This window comes from Rhizomicrobium electricum, from assembly GCF_011762045.1.
Taxonomy (GTDB): Bacteria; Pseudomonadota; Alphaproteobacteria; order Micropepsales; family Micropepsaceae; genus Rhizomicrobium; species Rhizomicrobium electricum.
The window spans coordinates 59531-78952 of sequence record NZ_JAASQS010000003.1 but is presented as its reverse complement, the minus strand read 5'-3'; the positions used below and the strand labels follow the sequence as shown (position 1 = coordinate 78952).

The following is a 19422-nucleotide window of genomic DNA, read 5'->3' as shown; positions in this document are numbered from 1 at the left end:
GTCGTGGTCGACAACTCGCTGTTCAATTCGGACAACCAGGGCCTCGATCACGTGCGCGGGGTCGAAACGCTGCATTTCAACGACCTCGGCGGTTACGACTTCGCCGTGGACCTCACCAACACCGGCACCATCATCCTTGGCACGGTGGACGGCGATACGATCACCGGCGGCAGTTACGACGACAGCATCGTCGGCGATGCGGGCGATGATTGCCTGATGGGCGGCCCGAGCGTCGACAGCGTCGGTGCGACCCTGGTCGGCAACGACATCATCTCCGGTGGTGCGGGCAACGACACCATCTTCGGCGGCGACGGCAACGACGTGCTGCGCGGTGGCGACGGCACGGACGCCATTTCCGGCGGTACTGGCGACGATGAAATCTACGGCGATGCCGGCGACAATCTGCTCGCGGGTAACGAAGGCAACGACACCATCTTTGCCGACGACGGTGCCAATACCGTCCTGGGCAACGACGGCTCCGATCTCGTCTATCTCGGCAACGGCAACAACGTCGTTTACGGGCATGCAGGGGACGACTCTGTCTATGCCGGCACGGGCGAAAATTCGATCAGTGGCGGTGACGGCAACGACGTCCTCTCGGCTGGCGGTGCCAGCACGGGCGGCCATAACTACATTATTGGCGAACTCGGCAACGATACATTGTCGGGTGGCGGCACGCTGATCGGCGGCGACGGCAACGACAGCCTCAACAGCGGCTATTTGTTCGAATCCATCCTGGTCGGCGACGGCAGCGGCACGGCGGGCAACGATACGTTGCACGGTAACGGCACGTTGTACGGCGACTCCACCGATCCGAATGATGCGGTCGGCGGCAACGATCTGATCTACACCACCAACGATACGGCCTATGGCGGCGCCGGCGACGACACCCTCAATGGCATCATGTATGGTCCGTGGTGGCCGTATTCCGGCAACGAGTCCCTGGTCGGCAACGCCGGCAATGACTCGCTGTACGGCTGGTACGGCCGGGATTCGCTGGAAGGCGATGCCGGCAACGACACGCTCGACGGCGATCAGGACAGCGATCTGCTGCTCGGCGGCGCGGGTAACGACTCCTTCATCGGCGGCAGCGGCAACGACACTATCGTCGGCGGCGGCCATGATGCGCTGGGCAACGACACCGCGCGTTACAGCGGTACGCGCGACCAGTACACGGTCACGCAGGTCGATGCCGAAGGCAATACGATCACCATTACGGCCGGCGTTGCGCTCCTGCCGAGCGCTCCGGTCATCGTGACCGACAATCGTCCGGGTTCGCCGGATGGCACCGATGTTCTGATGGGCATCAATAACCTCGTGTTCGCCGACGGCAACTACGTCGCCGCGGCCAACCCTGGCCACCTCATCGACGACAGCGCCAGCATCTCCGACGACTACATCGGCGATCCGGCTGCCACGCATTGGCCGGGTTATGTGCCGGGTCTGCAGTCGACCTATCCGGGATCGGGCGACGACACGGTTCTCGGCGGCTCCGGCAATGACACGCTGGACGGCCGTTCGGGTGGCGACTCGGTTGCCGGCAATGGCGGCAACGACTCCATCATCGGCGGCACCGAGAACGATGTCCTGTACGGCAACGCCGGAAACGACACGATCGATGCCGGCAGCTTCAACGACGAAGCCTATGGCGGCGCGGGCAACGACTGCGTGCTCGGCGGCGACGGCGTCGACTTCCTGTACGGTGACGACTCCACCGATCCGAACGATCCGGCGGGCGGCAACGACACCATCGTTGGCGGCAACGGCAACGACTTCATCTGGACGGGCTCGGGCTTCAATATCGCCTATGGCGACGGCACGGATCCGAGTTCCAGCACGGGCGGCGACGATTACATCGTCGGCGGCAACTCCGGCAACGAGCTCTATGGCGGCGCCGGAGCCGATAGCGTCTACGGCGGAAACGATAGCGACACCATCTCCGGTAATGCGGGCGCTGACAGCCTGTCGGGCGGCCAGGGCTCGGATAGCCTCAGCGGCGACAGCGGCGACGACACTCTGTCCGGCGGTGCGGGGCAGGATATGCTCGACGCGGGCACCGGCAACGACGTCATGGAAGGCGATGCCGGCGATGACGCCATGTTCGCGGGCAGCGGCAACGACACCATCTACGGTGCCACCAGCTCGACCGACGCGGCTCCGGGCGAAAACAACTACGTCTTGTTCGAACACGCACGCGACAGCTATTCCGTGGCGCTCGATGAGAACGGCAATATCGTCACCATCGACCACACGGGCATTGGAATCCTTGCGGAAGGCGCAAACCACGTTGTCCTCGGCGGCGACGGCAAAGACGAACTGCATGATGTCCAGACATTGGCCTTCATGCAGGACATGTCGGAGATCACTACGGCCGATCCGAGCATCGGCGTGGTGATCGACGACAGCCTCACGACGGTTTCCGTCAACGAGACCGGCACGGCGGGCGACGACATCATCCTCGGCGGCGACGGCAACACCAATCCGGTGGACACCGCGTTCGGCGACGGCGATACGCTGGCCGGCGGCGACGGCAACAACTACATCGATGGCGGCAGCGGCGATGACTCCATCACCGCGGACGGTACCGGTCACAACGTGCTGCTCGGCGGCGCGGGTCACGACACGGTGGCGGGCGGCCATGGCCACGACATCATCGACGGCTATGACGGTCCCGATCTGCTGTACGGCGACTCCACGGACGCAGCTGACGCCACGGGTGGCGACGACACCATCACGGGTGCGTACGGCGACGATACGGTCTACGGCAATGGCGGCAACGACTCGATCGACGGCGGCAAGGATCGCAATGTCCTCGATGGCGGTGCTGGTAACGACACCATCGTCGCGACCGACGGTGCGAACACGCTGACCGGCGATGCCGGAAACGACAACCTCAACAGCGGCACCGGCCGGTACGGCTCGAGCTCGTTGGTTGGCGGCGAAGGCAACGACACGTTGCACGGCATTGGCGTGCTCTATGGCGACTCCACCGATCCGGCAGACCTGGTTGCGGCGGGCAATGACTCGCTCAGCGGCACCGGCACGCTGCATGGCGGCGGTGGTGACGACGTGATCACCGGCACCGGTGCGTTGTTTGGCGATGCCGGCAACGACACGATTACCGGCACATCAGTCGATCCGCTGACGGCGGGTTACCTCCAGCTCGTCAGCGACGGCAGCGGCAATACCTTGCTGCAAGTCGACGCGGATGGCCCCGACGGTTCGGGCGGCTGGGAGACGGTGCTCAAGCTTATCGGCGTCAACCCTGGCGCGGTTGCGACGGGAAATTACGACTACGGCTTCTTCAGCCAGTATTCCGTCGACCATTCCATTCCGGGGCTGACCTTCGCAGGTCATGTCGGTGACGACAGCTTCGTGGGCACGAGCGGATGCGACACGTTTGTCGACGATCAGGGCAACAACGCGTTCACAGGCCTTGAAGGCGCCGACGTGTTCATGAACGTTTCGCAGGGCAGCGGTTCCGACGTGTACAACGGCGGCGCTGGTCCGGACCTGTATGTGGTCACCTGGCAGCCGGGATCGGCTGCGGACGTCATCAATGATTTCGAAGCAGGCTTCACTGTCACGCTCGAGGGCGCGTGGCTCTATGGCGATCGCCTCGATCTCAGGAACCTGATGATCAACCCGAGCGGCCTGAACGGCGGCGACGGCAATGACTCCATCAGCGGCTCCGGCCATCTGATGGGCGATGCCGGGTTCGACACGCTGCGCGGCGACGGCACGCTGGACGGCGGCGCCGACAACGACAGCATCATCGGCCTGGAAGCGGATGACACGCTGCTTGGCGGCACCGGCGACGACAGCCTGTTCGGCGGCGCCGGTTCCGACTCGCTGTACGGCGGTGGCGGTACCGACGTGGCCTACTACGACGGTCCGCGCAGCCATTACACCATTGCGCTGCTCAGCGATCAGGGCGACCTGGATCCGACCAATGACGTCTATATCGTGGTCGACAACTTTGCCGACCAGGGCACTGCCTTGGGCGACACCGACCTGCTGGTTGGCGTCCATGACGTCTACTTCCGCGGCGACGACGTGGATGTGTTGCTGACACCCGCCACGGTGGGTGGAACCTACGACGCCAGCACGGCTTCCGACACGTTGATCGGCGGCGCCGGCAACGACGGACCGGGCGAAACCATCATCGGTAACCCCGGCACGTTCGAAGGCTTCGGCGGTGACGATTGCATGGTCGGCAACGGCGGCAACGATGAACTGCGCGGCGATGCCGGCAACGACACGCTGTATGGCGACGCCGTCGATCCGGCTTCGACCATCAGCGGCAACGATACGTTGAACGGCGGTGACGGTATCGACTCCATGATCGGCGGACTTGGCGACGACGTGTATTACGTCGGCAACGCTGGCGATGTGGTCTCGGAGGCGGCGGATAGCGGCCATGATACCGTGCTGACCGATCTCGCGATCTACACGCTTGCCGACAACGTCGAAGACCTCACCTTCAACGGTATTGCTCCGTCCGCAACCTCCGGCTTCACCGGCAACGGCAACGATCTCGATAACGTCATCACCGGCGGCGAGGTTGTCACCGTCGATGGCCTGCCGTATGGCGGCAACGATACGTTGGAAGGCTTCGGCGGCAACGATACGCTGATCGGCCTTGGCGGCGATGACTCGCTGATCGGCGACTCCGGCGATGGCAACGACAGCCTCGACGGCGGTCTCGGCAACGATACGCTGCGCGGCGGCGCCGGTGCTGACACCCTGTCGGGCGGCGACGGCAACGACACGTACTATGTCGAAGGGGCCGACCAGATCGTCGACACCGGCGGCATCGACACGATCGTCTTCACGTCAGGCACCGGGACTTTGGCGGCCAATATCGAAAACCTGGCCTGGGAAGGCGTCGGCGGCGGCCATCTGGTCGGCGATGCCGGCAACAACCTGGTCACCGGCGGTGACGGCGACGACACCCTGACGGGTGGCGCAGGTGCCGACACGATCGATGGTCGCGGCGGCAACGACACCGCCGACTACAGCACGGCAACGGCCGGCGTGAACGTCAATCTGGCAACTGGTGCAGTAACCGGCGGCGCCGGCAACGACAGCCTGATCGGCATCGAAGCCGTGGCCGGCTCGACCTTCGCCGACACGCTCACCGGCGGCACAGGCGCACTGACCCTCGCTGGCGATGGCGGCAACGATCTGTACGTCATCCACGATGCAGCCAATGTCGTGGTCGAAGCCGTCGGCGGCGGCAATGATACGGTGAATACGGATGCGTCTGCGTTCTCGCTGTATGCCAATGTCGAGAACCTCACGTTCACCGGCACCGGCGCGTTTGCCGGCACCGGTAATGCGTCGGCCAATATCATCACGTCTGGTGGCGGCGCCGACACCCTTGACGGTGGCGCTGGAGCCGACACACTCGTTGGCGATGGCGGCAATGACACCTACATTGTCGACAGCTCATCCGATGTGGTGACCGAAGGCGCAAACCGTGGCATCGATACAGTGCTCTCGACAGCGGCCAGCTATACCCTGGGCGCCAACGTCGAAATCCTGATCGAAACGTCCGCGGTGGACTTCACCGGAACCGGCAACAATCTCAACAACATCATCACCGGCAATGTCGGGAATGACAGCCTGTCCGGTCTGGATGGCAACGACACGCTAGACGGTGACGGCGGCAACGACACGATGGCCGGCGGCGCGGGCAATGAGGTCTACTTCGTGAACAGCGTCGGCGACTCCGTTGTGGAGGACGTGGGCGCCGGCACGGACACGATCAAGACGACCCTGAATGAGTACACCAACCTGGCAAACGTCGAAGCTCTGACATTCGTCGGCACCGGCGACTTCCACGGCATCGGAACCGCAGCGGCTGAAACGATCACCGGCGGGGCGGGGAACGATACATTTGAAGGAAACGGTGGTGCGGATCGGCTAGTGGGCGACGGAGGAAACGACCTCTATATCGTCACTGATCCGAACGTTCTCGTAGTGGAATTGGCTGCGGGAGGAGTCGACACAGTCCTCGCCTTGACATCCAGTTACGCGTTGTGGAGTGGGATCGAAATATTGACTGCTTCCAATCCCGGCGATTTCACGGGCTATGGGAATAGCTCTGATAATACCATCACGGGAAATTCCGGAAACGACACCTTGTATGGCCAATCGGGCAATGATTCACTGATCGGCGATATAGGAAATGACGCGCTGACCGGAGGCATTGGTAATGACACGCTGATTGGCGGTGCCGGCAATGACAAGTTGAATGGCGATCTAGGCGCGGATTACATGTCGGGAGGTGCTGGCGATGACATTTACTATATCGACGATATGGCCGATCAGGTTCTAGAGTATGCGGACAGCGGCACTGATTGGGCGTTTAGCTCAATTGCGGCCTATACAATAGGCGACAACATCGAGAATTTCGGCTTGCTCGCAGGAGCAGTGTCAGGCACGGGCAATGCTCAGAGTAACGTGATTGCGGTCGCTACGATGTCGAGCGTCTACGTGTCAGGTCTCGGTGGAGACGACTGTATCACCGGCAATGTCGGAAATGACACGCTTGACGGTGGCATCGGAAATGACTCGATCAACGGCGGCTCCGGGCTGGACGTTATGATCGGTGGTGATGGAAGCGACTACTATTACGTCGACACGGCTGGTGATTGCATTCTTGAGAATCCCGGCGAAGGTACGGACCAAGTCTATAGTTCTGCGGACGCGTACATACTGCCAGAGAACGTCGAAAATCTTGTGCTCACGTCAACGGCGACCATTGGCACTGGTAACGATCTCGCCAACTACATAACTGGTGGCTATGGCGCGGATACGATTAGCGGAGCTGGAGGAAACGACACCATCAATGGTGGATCTGGTGTAGACTCGATGAACGGTGGGACTGGAGACGATGTGTACTATGTTGATGAAACTGGCGATGTAATCCTGGAAGCCGCAACGCAAGGCACAGATAAGGTTTTCTGTAGCGCAGCCAATTACACGCTATCTGCAAATGTCGAAAATCTTAACTTGACCTCCACATCTGCAGCCTGTGGTGCTGGCAATGACATTGCCAACGCAATTAGCGGCACTCTGGGAAATGATACCCTCTACGGATTTGGTGGAAATGACTCGTTGAATGGCGGCGTAGGGGCTGACTCAATGGTGGGCGGTGCTGGCGACGATGTGTATTACGTCGACAACATTGCTGACGTGGTTTCAGAAAACTCAAGTCAGGGAACGGACTGGGTCTTTAGCTCGATTGCGAGCTACACGCTCGCCGAAAACGTCGAAAACCTTGGTGTTCTAGCTGGGAGCTCCGCTACAGGAAATGGCCTCAGCAATATGATCGTCGTACTGGGTGCCGCCTCTACTATCGTCTCCGGTGCCGGAGGAAGCGACAGCATAGTTGGCGGTTCGGGCAACGACGTTCTGTATGGGGGCGAGGGTAACGACACGTTATCAGGTGGATTGGGCGCCGATGCTGTCACGGGTGGCTCCGGGGCCGACAGGTTCGCGTTCAACTTCTCCGATCTCGCCACTGGTGCGACGCACGACACGATTCTCGACTTCAGCCATGCGGAAGGTGATCGGATCGTGCTCTCGTCGATCGACGCCGACACCGGCACGCTCGGGTCGCAGCACTTCAGCTTCGTCGGTGGGGCAGCGTTCTCGCACCACGCGGGCGAACTGCACTATGTGGTGAACCCCAGCGGCGGCGTGATCGTCCAGGGCGATGTGAATGGCGACGGTGTGGCCGACTTCAACCTTGATGTGGCGGGTGTGGCGTCCCTGACGTCCAGCGACTTCGTACTGTAAGCGCGGCGGTGTTCGGCTCACGGCCAGCAGTCCATTTTTCCGGGCTGCTGGCCGGGGCGCCGATCAAGACAAGATCGCAGCCCGGTCAACTCTGGCGTGGTCTTCATGGGATCTGGCGCCGAAGGGCCTGAGCATTCACCGAAATTGAACTCCCAAATAAAGCCAGGCGCGCTCCCCCATCTCCCCGCGTGAGAGCCCGTGGCGCAGCGTTGTCCGCTTAGAAGAACTTGCAACCGTGAGGCGGTCGCAAAAATGCAGATTGGTTAACGACACAGTGAAGATTACAACTCCTTCGCTAGTCCCCAGCCGTTAGCCATTATGATAATGCGGATGATTATCGTTAGTTGCAGTATGCATATGCATTTACTGAGAAATATCGTGTCGATATCAGGTTGCATAAAGTATTTGCAGAAGTGATTCTGGTTGTTGAAGTATTCACGAAGTGATAAGCATTTCTGCAAAATAGGGGGTAAGTCGACGTGGGGGTTCTCGCCTGGTGGGCGCGCGGTCTTTCCGCCATCTGCACACATTCTGAAAGGACGTGGCCGGACTCGATCGGTCCGATCTGTCCGTGGGCGAACCATTCGTCGAATGCGTCTTATCAATTCCACGGGCCCGAGTTGGCGCCGTCCCAATCAATCCAAACCAGGAGTGTCCCATGACCATCACCGGCACCAGCGGCAATGACAACCTGATCGGCACCAGCGGCGCGGATTCCATCGTTGGATTGAGCGGGAACGACACGTTGAGTGGTTTGGCCGGTAACGACACGCTCAACAGCGGCATCGGGGATGACAGCCTCAATGGTGGCGCCGGCAACGACAGTCTGCTCGGAGACAGCGGCAACGATACGCTGGATGGCGGGGCGGGTTTTGATCGTATGCTCGGTGGGTTGGGGGACGACACCTATTATGTCGACAGTTCAGCCGATCTGGTGATCGAAAATCCCGGCAGCGGCACCGACACGGTCATGACGACCCTGAACGGCTATGCCGCGCCTGAAGACGTCGAGAACATCACATTCACCGGTACCGGTGATTTCTATGGCGTCGGCAACAACATCGGAAACCACATCATCGGCGGAGCCGGCAACGATGTGTTGATCGGTCGCGCCGGCAACGACACGCTCGATGGCGGTGCAGGCACCAATACGGCCGATTACAGCACGGATCCTGCCGGCGTGAATGTGAACCTGGCGACGGGCGTGGCCACGGATGGCTTCGGCAACACCGATGAGCTCCACAACATTCAGCTGGTGATGGGCACTTCGTACAACGACACGCTCGCGGACAGCGCGGGCAACGTCACGCTCACCGGCGGCGACGGCAATGACACTTATTATATCGACTCCGCCAAGACGGATGTCGTTGAACAGGCAGGCGAGGGCACGGACACCGTCGTCACAAGCTTGGCGCGTTTTGCGCTCGTTCCGAACTCTTATACGTTTGCTACGGCGGCCGATCTGGAAAATCTCGCCTATTCGGGCACCGGCAATTTCGCCGGCACTGGCAATGCCGCGGACAACGTGATCACGGGTGGCGCGGGCAACGACACGCTCGACGGCAGCGGTGGTTCGGATACGTTGACCGGCGGCGCCGGCAGCGACACGTTTGTTTTGTCGCCGGCAGATGTTGCGCCGGGTGTGGATGTCAGCACGATCACCGATTTCACGGCCGGTCCCCATGGGGACGCGCTCGATCTGCTGTTCTACGAAGCGCCGCTGGTTGCGGACGACCAATACACATGGACGCAGACCGGCGTCACCGATCTCTCCATGCAGGCGGACGGATTGCATCACTACGCGTTCACCTTCACGGTCACCAACGAGGGTTCGACCGAACTCACCAACCTCTACGATCTCTTCACGCTTACCAGTTTCGGCTACACGTTCGGCTCGTGGGATGCGTCGCAGCAGGCGTGGACGGCCCAGACCAGCGCCGGGCCGGTCGAGGCCAAGATCGTCGCCGCTACCGATGGCTTGGACTCCGATACGCCGGCCGCGCTCGTCGCGACGAGCTTGGCGGCGGGGGCGTCGACCACCTTTACGCTCGAACTGGCCGTCACGGATGCTGTCGGGTACTTCAACTGGGATGGCTACCTGGCATCGCTTCCCACGACAGACTCGAATCCGTTCCAGACCGGCTACATGCAAATTGTGCAAAGCGGCGCCGATGCGCTGCTGCAATATGATGCTGACGGCACCGGGACCGCGTCGGGCTGGGAGACCGTGCTCGTTCTGGAAGACACCTACATCCACCATTTGACGACCGCCAATTTCGTCCAGGGTTATGACCCGATGACCGGCATCGACACGGTTCTCGGCGATGGTGGCGAGACGTTCGTCGGTTCGCTGGCTGGCGACACCATCGTTGGCGGCGGCGGAGACGACAGCATCGACGGCCGTGATGCCAACGACATCCTCAGCGGCAGCGGCGGCAACGACACTCTGGTTGGTGGCGTCGGAGACGATGCGCTGAATGGCGGCGCTGGCAACGACAGCCTGGACGGCGGCGACGGTTCGGACTCGCTGGCCGGTGGCGATGGCGACGACACTTATCTTGTCGCCGCGGGCGATACAGTTACCGAAGCCGCGAACGAGGGCACCGATACCATCCTAACGGCGTTGGCGACCTATACGTTGGATTCCGGCGTCGAAAACCTCACTTATACCGGGGCTGCGGCGTTCACCGGCACCGGCAACGAACTCGACAACCAGATCGTCGGCGGCGGTCTCAACGACACGCTCGTGGGACTTGACGGCAACGACACGCTGATCGGTGGCGCCGGTGCGGACAGCATGACCGGCGGCCTGGGCGACGATACCTATTACGTCGACGCGGCCCTCGATAAGGTCGTGGAAGCTGCAAGCGAAGGCCGCGATACGGTTATCACGACGCTTTCGGCCTATACGCTCGGCTCGAACGTTGAAAACCTGACCTATGCCGGCAGCGCTACCTTCAACGGCACCGGCAATACGCTCGACAACTATCTGATCGGCGGCAGCCTCAACGACACACTGAGCGGCGGAACGGGCAACGACACGCTCGATGGCGGCGCGGGCAATGACTCCCTGGTCGGCGGCGCGGGCGATGACACCTATTTGGTCGATTCAGCCAGCGACATCGTCAGCGATACGTCGGGTACGACCGGCGGTATAGACACCGTCAGGGCGACCTCGAGCTCTTATACGTTGTCGACCTATGTCGAGAACCTGGTTGCTGACGGAACCGGAGATTTCACGGGGACCGGCAACACGCTCAACAACGTGATCACCGGCAATGCCGGCAACGACACGTTGAGCGGAAGCACCGGCAACGACACGCTGCTTGGCAATGACGGAAACGACAGCCTCAATGGCGGCGCCGGCAACGACAGCATGGCAGGTGGTACCGGCAACGATACCTATGTGGTCGACAGCGCGTCCGACGTCATTCTCGAGAATGCGGGTGAAGGCACCGATACGATCGCGACGGCTCTGACCAGCGTTTCGCTCGCCAGCTATGCCAATATCGAGAACCTCACCTACACCGGAACCAGTGCATTCTCCGGCACCGGCGACGCCCAAGACAATATCATCACCGGCGGCGCGTCGAACGACACGCTTCGGGGCGATCTCGGCAACGACACCTTGATCGGCAACGCCGGCAACGACTCTCTTGTTGGCGGTGCTGGCGACGACAGCATGGCTGGCGGCGCCGGTAACGACACCTATGTGGTGGACTCGGTGGGCGACATTGTCGACGAGACGAGCGCGGGAAGCGCCGGTACGGATCTCGTCCACACGACGCTCGCGGCTTACGCGCTGGCGGAAGGGGTGGAGAACCTCACCTACGACGGCACCGACCCGGCGGTTGGATTTGCCGGAACCGGCAACGCTCTCAACAACGCGATCGTCGGCGGAGTCGGAAATGACACGCTGGATGGCGGCGCCGGCAAAGACACGATGACGGGCGGAACAGGCAACGACGTCTACCTCGTCGATGCCACCGCCGACAGCATCGTTGAAACCGCGACGGGCGGTACCGACACGGTCTACACGACGGCACAGGCCTTTACGCTTGCATCCTATGTCGAGAACCTGGTTTCTTCGGGATCCGGCGCTTTCACGCTCACGGGCAACACCCTCGCGAACGAGATCACCGGTGGTGACGGCAATGACATTTTGGACGGCGGGACCGGCGCGGACATTTTGACCGGCGGTGCGGGCGACGACACCTACAAAGTCGACAATGCGGGCGACCTGGTCACCGACAGCAGCGGCACCGACACGATCATCACCACGCTGACGACGTATTCTCTCGCCAGCCAGGCGGACATTGAAAATCTGCAGTCGTCCGGTACCGGCGCGTTCAATCTGACCGGAAATGCGCTTGCCAATCAGATCACCGGCGGTGCGGGCAACGACACGCTGGACGGCGGCACAGGCGCTGACGTTCTGGTCGGCGGCCTCGGCAACGATACCTACAAGGTGGATGACGCCGGCGATACGGTGACCGACGCGGGCGGCACGGATACCATCGTCACGACCCTCAACGCCTACAGCTTGGCTTCGCACACGGATATCGAAAACTTGGCGTTCAACGGTGCCGGCAACTTCGCCGGAACCGGTAATGACGCCAACAACGCGATCACGGGCTCGACCGGCGACGACACGATCGATGGCGGCGTGGGCAACGACACGATGACCGGCGGAGCCGGCAACGACGTCTACCTCGTCGATGCCACCACCGACAGCATCGTCGAAACCTCGACGGGTGGTACCGATACAGTCCGGACGACGGTGCATTCCATTACGCTCGCGTCCTATGTCGAGAACTTGGTCGCATCGGGGTCGGGTGATTTCACGCTCACGGGCAACACCCTCGCGAACGAGATCACCGGCGGCGACGGCAACGACAGTCTGGACGGCGGCGCTGGTGCGGATAGCCTCACGGGCGGTGCGGGCGACGACACTTACAAGGTCGACAGTACGGGCGACCAGATCACCGACAGCAGCGGCACCGATACGATCGTTACCACGCTGACGACGTATTCTCTCGCCAGCCAGACGGACATTGAAAATCTGCAGTCGTCCGGTACCGGCCCGTTCAATCTGACCGGAAACGCGGCTGCCAACCAGATCACCGGTGGCGCGGGCAACGACACGTTGGACGGCGGCGCGGGCGCCGACGTTCTGATCGGCGGCCTCGGCAACGACACCTACAAGGTGGATGATGCCGGCGATACGGTCACCGACGCCGGCGGTACGGACACCATCGTCACGACTCTCAACGCCTACAGCCTGGCTTCGCACACGGATATCGAAAACCTGACGTTCAACGGCGCCGGCAACTTCGCCGGAACCGGTAATGATGCCAATAACGTGATCACAGGCTCGACCGGCGACGACACCATCGATGGCGGCGTGGGCAACGACACCATGGTCGGTGGCCTCGGCAACGACACGTACCATGTCGATCAGACCGGCGATATCATCACCGAAGGCTCTACGGGCGGCACCGACACCGTGATTTCGACGGCCTCCAGCTACACGCTGGGAGGCTATGTCGAGAACCTGACGTTTGCTGGCACCGGTTCCTCGACCGATATCGGCAATACCTCCAACAACTACATCATCGGCGGTGCCGACAACGACTCGCTCTCGGGTTTGACGGGCAACGATACGCTCGACGGCCGTGGCGGCGACGACACCATGGCTGGCGGTGCTGGCAATGACGTCTATTACGTGGATTCCGGCAGCGATGTCGTTGACGAAACCACCACCGGCAGCAGCGGCACGGATCTCGTAAATACGGCCATCGCGTCTTACACGCTGGGCACTAATGTCGAGAACCTGTCGGCCTTCGGTTCCGGCGACTTCTCGTTGACCGGCAATGCGCTGGCCAACGTGATCACAGGCGGGGTGGGCAATGACGTACTCACCGGCCTGGACGGCAACGACACGCTGAATGGCGGCGCTGGCGATGACGTGATGGTCGGCGGCCTTGGCAACGACACCTATTACGTCGACTCCGCGCTTGATGTGGCCGACGAGACTTCGGCTGGAAGCGGCGGCACGGATACCGTCATCACGACATTGGCGTCCTACGCATTGGGCACGGGTTCGGGTCTCGAAAACCTCACTTACAACGGCTCCGCCGCAATTGAGGGGACCGGCAATGAACTCGCCAACGTCATCACGGGCGGCTCGGGCAATGACACGCTGCTGGGCCTTGCCGGCAACGACACCTTGAACGGCCTTGGCGGCGACGACAGCATGGCGGGTGGCGTGGGCAACGACACCTATTATGTGGGTTCGGCGGGCGACACGGTCACGGAAGCTACGGGCGAAGGAACCGACGCGGTCATCACGACGCTGGCGTCGTACACGCTGGCTGCGAACGTCGAGAATCTGTCGTCGAGCGGCACCGGATCGTTCGAGCTGATCGGCAATACATCCAACAACGCCATCACCGGCGGCGCCAGTGCGGATACGCTCGTCGGCCTCGACGGCAACGACACGCTGAACGGCGGCGTCGGCGCCGACAATATGACGGGCGGGCAGGGCAACGACACCTACTATGTCGACAACGCCGGCGACGTGGTGATCGAAGACTCGATTGCCGGTTCCGGCATCGACACGGTGATTACGGGCCTGACGACCTTCACGCTGGGTTACGACAACGTCGAAAACCTGTCGTCCAGCGGAACCAACAGCTTCAACTTCACCGGCAATGCGCTCAACAACGTGATCACGACCGGATCCGGCAACGACGTGTTGTCGGGCGCGGACGGTAACGACACGCTGAATGGCGGCGCCGGCAACGACACGCTCGACGGCGGCACCGGCAACGACAGCATGGTCGGCAGCACCGGCAACGATACCTACATCGTTGACTCGCTGACCGATATCGTGAGCGAGACCGCGACCGGCGGCACTGATACCATTCTCACCACGATCACGAATTATACGCTTGCAACCGCGAATGTGGAGAACGTCGGCTCCTACGGCGCCGGAAACTTCATGATCACCGGCAATGCGTTGGATAACGTGGTCAGCGGCGGCGACGGCAACGACACTCTGTTCGGTCTGGCCGGCGTGGACACGCTCAACGGTGGCGCCGGCAACGACGTCCTCAACGGCGGCGAAGGTGCCGACAGCATGGCCGGCGGCGACGGCAATGACGTCTACTATGTCGACGATCTCAGTGATGTGGTGGCGGAGACTGCTGGCGGCGGCAATGATACCGTCTACAGCTCCGTGGCCGGCTATGTGCTGCCGGACTACATCGAGTCGCTGATCTACACGGGCTCGTCGGGCGCGGTCATAACCGGCAATTCCGGCGACAACAGCCTGACCGGCGGTTCTGGTGATGACACTCTGTTAGGCTATGCCGGCAACGATACGCTCAATGGTCGCGCCGGTGCCGACAGTATGGATGGCGGTGCCGATAACGATACCTACGTTGTCGACAATGCGCTTGACCAGATTACAGACGCGAGCGGCATCGATACAATCATCACGTACCTCGGCGATACGACGCTGCAGTCCGATATCGAAAACCTCTTCTACTTCGGCAGCGCGAGCGTCCATCTCACCGGTAACACTGCCGACAACGCGATTACCAGCGGCTCGGGCAACGACAGCCTGGTAGGTCTCGACGGCAACGACACGCTGAACGGCGGTGCTGGCGCAGACAACATGGCTGGCGGCACCGGCAACGACACCTATGTGGTCGACAACGTCGGAGACGTGGTGGTCGAGGCGGCAGGTGCAGGCACCGATACGGTGCTGACGACGCTGGCGAGTTATACGTTGGGGGGAAATGCCGAGAATCTAACGTATACAGGATCCGGCAACGCAGTCGAAGTTGGAAACAACCTCAATAACATCGTAATGGGCGGAACCGGAAATGATAATCTTTCTGGACTGTCAGGCAATGATACCCTGATTGGGGGATTAGGGTCCGACACACTCAAGGGCGACGGTGGCATCGACTCGATGTTGGGAGGTGCAGGAAACGATGTGTACTTCGTCGACAATCCTCTGGATGCAGTCACTGAGGAGTTAAACGAAGGTACCGATCAAGTATTCAGCTCTGCCGTCACGTATACCTTGGGAGCAAATATTGAAAACCTATCGTTGGTGCTCGCGATCGGAGGAGCATCTGGAACTGGTAACGATCTTGCCAACCAAATATCTGGCAGCACCGGAAACGATACGCTCATAGGAGCGGCTGGTGACGATACTCTCAATGGTGCATCAGGAGCAGATTCGCTAGTCGGTGGTATCGGCAATGATGTGTACTACGTTGATAACTCTGGTGACGTGATTCAGGAGCACGCGAGCGAAGGTACGGATAGTGTTATCAGTTCGGCAGCCTCCTACGTTCTGTCCGCCGATGTTGAGCGACTTATATTGATGACGGGAGCCGTGTCCGGAACGGGCAATTCATCCAACAACGTTATCAATATTTTGAGTACTGCAGGGGCCAGCGTAGCGGGATTGGATGGCGACGACTCGATGACCGGAGGGTCCGGGACCGACACGCTGTCTGGTGGAAATGGGAATGATACGCTAACTGGTGGCCTTGGTGCCGATGTCATGAGTGGCGGGGAAGGGAACGACACATACTACGTTGACAACGCAGGGGATGTTGTATCGGAGGCCGCGGGGCAGGGCGTCGATGTGGTCAACACTAGCCTAAGTTTGTATGTTTTGGCGGAAAACGTAGAGAAATTGATGCTCACTGCTGCTGGAGCACACGGAATAGGCAACGATTTGGGTAATTGGATCACTGGTGGCGCAGGGGCGGACACGATCGAGGGCGACGGCGGTAACGATACGTTGAACGGCGGTGCGGGGACGGACTCGATGGTAGGTGGTGCCGGCGATGACGTATTTTACGTGAACACTGCCGACGACCAAGTCAATGAGAGCTTCAACGAAGGCACGGATTTGATCTACAGCACTGCCGCATCCTATACGATGGCCGACAATGTGGAATTTCTCATTCTTCTTTCTGGGGCTGTAGCTGGTACCGGCAACGACCAGAACGACATAATTGCGATGTTTGGAACTGGAGTTGGTGTAACCATCCACGGCATGGGTGGCGACGACTCGATGGCAGGCCGGGACGGCAACGATACGATCTACGGCGAGACGGGTAATGATACTCTGTACGGGCAGGTCGGAGCCGACTCCATGATCGGTGGGGTTGGCGATGACACCTACTACGTTGATAACGCAGGTGACCAGATCGTCGAAGCCTCTGACGAGGGCATCGATACGGTCATGACAAAGCTGAGCAGCTATACACTAGACGCGCCGCTGGAGAATCTTACGTCGTGGGGCGAAGGAGACTTCATTGGGGGCGGAAATAGCGGCAACAACTTTGTGACGGGAAATATTGGAAACGATCAGCTTTCAGGACTGGTAGGGAATGACTCGCTCTCGGGTGTTGAAGGTAATGACACCCTGGCTGGCGGTGACGGGAACGACGCGCTGTCTGGCGGTGCGGGGACTGACCTTCTCACAGGCGGCGATGGAGCAGATGTGTTCTTGTTCGAAAATGTCGCCGATACAGGGTTTGGAGCGTTGGCGGACGTTATTGAGGACTTTAGCTCGATCGAGGGTGATAAGATCGATCTTTCGTCACTAGACGCAAACAGTATTGAAGTTGGAATGCAGCACTTCGTGTTCGTTGGTAGCGCTCCGTTCTTGGGCAATGCTGGTGAGCTCCACTATGTAGTCAATCCAGGTGGTGGAATTACAGTTGAAGGCGATGTGAACGGCGACGCGACTTCCGACTTCAGCATCCATCTGGCTGGAATAGACGTGCTGGATGCTGGTGATTTCATCCTCGGATAGGAAGCGAATTCTAGCGCTTTCTCAGTTAGGACAACTCCCTCATCGACGGCATCGAACCGCTGTCGGTGAGGGGGCAGACCGCCTAGGTCTACCATATAGGCCATGCTGAAGACTTGGTGAGCCGCAGGTTCAGTATTTGTTCGCCGGCATATTATGAAGTTGCGGGCTGACCGCGACGCTTGAGCCAATGTACCATTAGTAGAATTGAACCTATTTTAGCGACCAAATGCGTTGCTCCCCGCAGAGACGCAAAAGTGCGTCCATACTGCCGGGTCTGTTTTAAAAACTCCGGCGCTTTTCGGGCGGGCTCGGCGCTTCCCTGGAAGCCTGGATGCGTGGACTCGCCGTGACAAACGGGTCCTGCGGAGGGCTGAACATTCGGGAGCGGCAGTACGCGGCTGCACCCGAACTGCGGTAGCTTGCTTAATAGCAGAGCTATCTATCACGTTTAGCAATCACTGCGCGCTTCGACAACACCTACAACTAGCTTCAGTACCTGAAGAGTGTGACAGTTTACGAGCGATGAGGTGAACGAACTCAAAATTCTCCTAGTCGTATACAAGATCCAACGCGGGCTGGGATCTGAAGATGGTTGTGGCTACACCATAGCCAAGGCTATGAAGCGGCTCGGTCACAAGATCACGCTCATTACGCGCAAGAACAACGCCGCTCTCCTTCGGGACGACCCCGAGTTTGTGGATGTTCGAATAATAGGTGTCGACGTTCCGAGGTGGCTGAGTTTCTACAAACGCCGCGGTCGCGGGATAATTCTATACTACTACATATGGCAGATCTTAGTGGGCCGTATTGTTCGGCATCTGAACCGCTCTGAGCAGTTTGATGTGATACATCAGCTGAATTTCCACTGCGACTGGGCACCTCACTTCTTAACAAATCCCAATGGCAAGCTCGTCTGGGGACCTATTGCACACCACGAACGCGTTCCGTTCGATTTTCTGCAGTGCAAACGGTATTCGTCGTTCTTACGCGAGTGGATACGTGAAATGGCAAAACGGGCCTTTTGGCGATTGGACCCGTTTCTCCACTGGGCGGCAGCGAGGACCGATGTCATCTTTTACGGAAACGCCAATCTGGCTCCGCCATTTCGAAGTTGCAAAGCCAAAGTAGTTCTCAGGCCACAAGCTAGCAGCGTTCCAGAACTTCTTGCCGATCCGGTCAGACCACTAACATTTAAAATTCTGAGTGTTGGCCGCTTCATCCCACTGAAGAATTTTGATGCAACACTAGATGGGTTTGCGGCATTCCTTCTCAGAAACAGGGAATGCGGAGCCCAACTGACCCTGATTGGATCGGGAACACTAGAACCGCACCTGCGAGAGCGGGCCTGTGAACTCGGTATCGATTGTAATGTCGCTTTTGTCCGTTGGGGGAAGCAGTCCGATCTTGCTGAGCACTACAGAACTTCTGCAGTCTTTGTGTTTCCTAGTTTTGAATCACAGGGACTAGTCGTCGCAGAAGCGATGGGGGCGGGCGCGCCGGTAATCTGTATGGAGAATTCTGGACCAAGCTTCCTGGCGGGTTCGACAGGCGCGGTGGTTACACGTCGTGACTATCAATCAACCGTAAGTGAAATTGCGGATCGCCTGGAACAACTCTACCAGGAATGGGCCGACGATACCAAGTCGTTTCGGTTTACTTCGCGAATGCAACGAGTGCGCCGTGAATACGATAGACGTTTGGACACAGACGCACTCGTTGACGCAATCGATGCCGCCTACCATGGTTGAGTGTGTCCCGCCACG

The 19422-nt window shown here is 60.0% G+C and carries 3 protein-coding genes and 26 pseudogenes; all 29 read left to right on the top strand.

Annotated features, from left to right (window positions below; genetic code table 11):
• Positions 1 to 3 precede the first annotated feature (3 nt).
• Positions 4 to 216 (top strand): annotated as a pseudogene (locus FHS84_RS22490) (hypothetical protein); the annotation flags it as partial.
• Positions 217 to 336: pseudogene (locus FHS84_RS22485) on the top strand (calcium-binding protein); the annotation flags it as partial.
• Positions 322 to 528, top strand: a pseudogene (locus tag FHS84_RS23170) (calcium-binding protein); the annotation flags it as partial. The pseudogenes FHS84_RS22485 and FHS84_RS23170, both read left to right, overlap by 15 nt.
• Positions 529 to 597: pseudogene (locus FHS84_RS22470) on the top strand (hypothetical protein); the annotation flags it as partial.
• 306 nt (positions 598 to 903) lie between these two features.
• Positions 904 to 1014, top strand: a pseudogene (locus FHS84_RS22465) (hypothetical protein); the annotation flags it as partial.
• Positions 997 to 1107: pseudogene (locus tag FHS84_RS22460) on the top strand (hypothetical protein); the annotation flags it as partial. The pseudogenes FHS84_RS22465 and FHS84_RS22460, both read left to right, overlap by 18 nt.
• A 192-nt stretch (positions 1108 to 1299) precedes the next feature.
• Positions 1300 to 1551: pseudogene (locus FHS84_RS22455) on the top strand (hypothetical protein); the annotation flags it as partial.
• A pseudogene (locus tag FHS84_RS23165) lies at positions 1552 to 1626 on the top strand (hypothetical protein); the annotation flags it as partial.
• Between the two features lie 42 nt (positions 1627 to 1668).
• Positions 1669 to 1926 (top strand): annotated as a pseudogene (locus FHS84_RS22450) (calcium-binding protein); the annotation flags it as partial.
• Between the two features lie 9 nt (positions 1927 to 1935).
• Positions 1936 to 2034 (top strand): annotated as a pseudogene (locus FHS84_RS22445) (hypothetical protein); the annotation flags it as partial.
• Positions 2017 to 2115: pseudogene (locus FHS84_RS22440) on the top strand (calcium-binding protein); the annotation flags it as partial. The pseudogenes FHS84_RS22445 and FHS84_RS22440, both read left to right, overlap by 18 nt.
• Positions 2098 to 2670 (top strand): annotated as a pseudogene (locus FHS84_RS22435) (calcium-binding protein); the annotation flags it as partial. The pseudogenes FHS84_RS22440 and FHS84_RS22435, both read left to right, overlap by 18 nt.
• Positions 2650 to 2802: pseudogene (locus FHS84_RS22430) on the top strand (hypothetical protein); the annotation flags it as partial. The pseudogenes FHS84_RS22435 and FHS84_RS22430, both read left to right, overlap by 21 nt.
• Positions 2785 to 2898 (top strand): annotated as a pseudogene (locus FHS84_RS22425) (hypothetical protein); the annotation flags it as partial. The pseudogenes FHS84_RS22430 and FHS84_RS22425, both read left to right, overlap by 18 nt.
• Before the next feature lie 558 nt (positions 2899 to 3456).
• Positions 3457 to 3867: pseudogene (locus FHS84_RS22420) on the top strand (calcium-binding protein); the annotation flags it as partial.
• A 9-nt stretch (positions 3868 to 3876) separates the two neighbouring features.
• Positions 3877 to 4266: pseudogene (locus tag FHS84_RS22415) on the top strand (calcium-binding protein); the annotation flags it as partial.
• A gap of 75 nt (positions 4267 to 4341) precedes the next feature.
• Positions 4342 to 4761 (top strand): annotated as a pseudogene (locus FHS84_RS22410) (calcium-binding protein); the annotation flags it as partial.
• Positions 4762 to 4851: 90 nt separating this feature from the next.
• A pseudogene (locus FHS84_RS22405) lies at positions 4852 to 4998 on the top strand (hypothetical protein); the annotation flags it as partial.
• 39 nt (positions 4999 to 5037) lie between these two features.
• Positions 5038 to 5424: pseudogene (locus tag FHS84_RS22400) on the top strand (calcium-binding protein); the annotation flags it as partial.
• A gap of 36 nt (positions 5425 to 5460) precedes the next feature.
• Positions 5461 to 5691: pseudogene (locus FHS84_RS22395) on the top strand (calcium-binding protein); the annotation flags it as partial.
• A pseudogene (locus FHS84_RS22390) lies at positions 5683 to 5943 on the top strand (hypothetical protein); the annotation flags it as partial. The pseudogenes FHS84_RS22395 and FHS84_RS22390, both read left to right, overlap by 9 nt.
• Positions 5932 to 6189: pseudogene (locus FHS84_RS22385) on the top strand (calcium-binding protein); the annotation flags it as partial. The pseudogenes FHS84_RS22390 and FHS84_RS22385, both read left to right, overlap by 12 nt.
• Positions 6175 to 6297: pseudogene (locus tag FHS84_RS22380) on the top strand (calcium-binding protein); the annotation flags it as partial. The pseudogenes FHS84_RS22385 and FHS84_RS22380, both read left to right, overlap by 15 nt.
• A pseudogene (locus FHS84_RS22375) lies at positions 6283 to 6624 on the top strand (calcium-binding protein); the annotation flags it as partial. The pseudogenes FHS84_RS22380 and FHS84_RS22375, both read left to right, overlap by 15 nt.
• Positions 6610 to 6894, top strand: a pseudogene (locus tag FHS84_RS22370) (calcium-binding protein); the annotation flags it as partial. The pseudogenes FHS84_RS22375 and FHS84_RS22370, both read left to right, overlap by 15 nt.
• A pseudogene (locus tag FHS84_RS22365) lies at positions 6880 to 7167 on the top strand (calcium-binding protein); the annotation flags it as partial. The pseudogenes FHS84_RS22370 and FHS84_RS22365, both read left to right, overlap by 15 nt.
• Positions 7153 to 7809, top strand: coding sequence for a calcium-binding protein (locus FHS84_RS22360; RefSeq protein WP_344469306.1), 657 nt, complete (start codon positions 7153 to 7155; stop codon positions 7807 to 7809). The pseudogene FHS84_RS22365 and the gene FHS84_RS22360, both read left to right, overlap by 15 nt.
• A gap of 658 nt (positions 7810 to 8467) precedes the next feature.
• Positions 8468 to 17659: a calcium-binding protein gene (locus tag FHS84_RS22035; protein WP_166931983.1), complete on the top strand. Its 9192-nt coding sequence runs from the start codon at positions 8468 to 8470 to the stop codon at positions 17657 to 17659.
• Positions 17660 to 18186: 527 nt separating this feature from the next.
• Positions 18187 to 19407: a glycosyltransferase gene (locus tag FHS84_RS22190; protein ID WP_166931981.1), complete on the top strand. Its 1221-nt coding sequence runs from the start codon at positions 18187 to 18189 to the stop codon at positions 19405 to 19407.
• Positions 19408 to 19422 lie beyond the last annotated feature (15 nt).

Bases quoted from the DNA above. Each gene is read 5' to 3' on its own strand.
- FHS84_RS22360 (WP_344469306.1), top strand. From the start codon at position 7,153: ATGGTGGGCGGTGCTGGCGACGATGTGTATTACGTCGACAACATTGCT.
- FHS84_RS22035 (WP_166931983.1), top strand. From the start codon at position 8,468: ATGACCATCACCGGCACCAGCGGCAATGACAACCTGATCGGCACCAGC.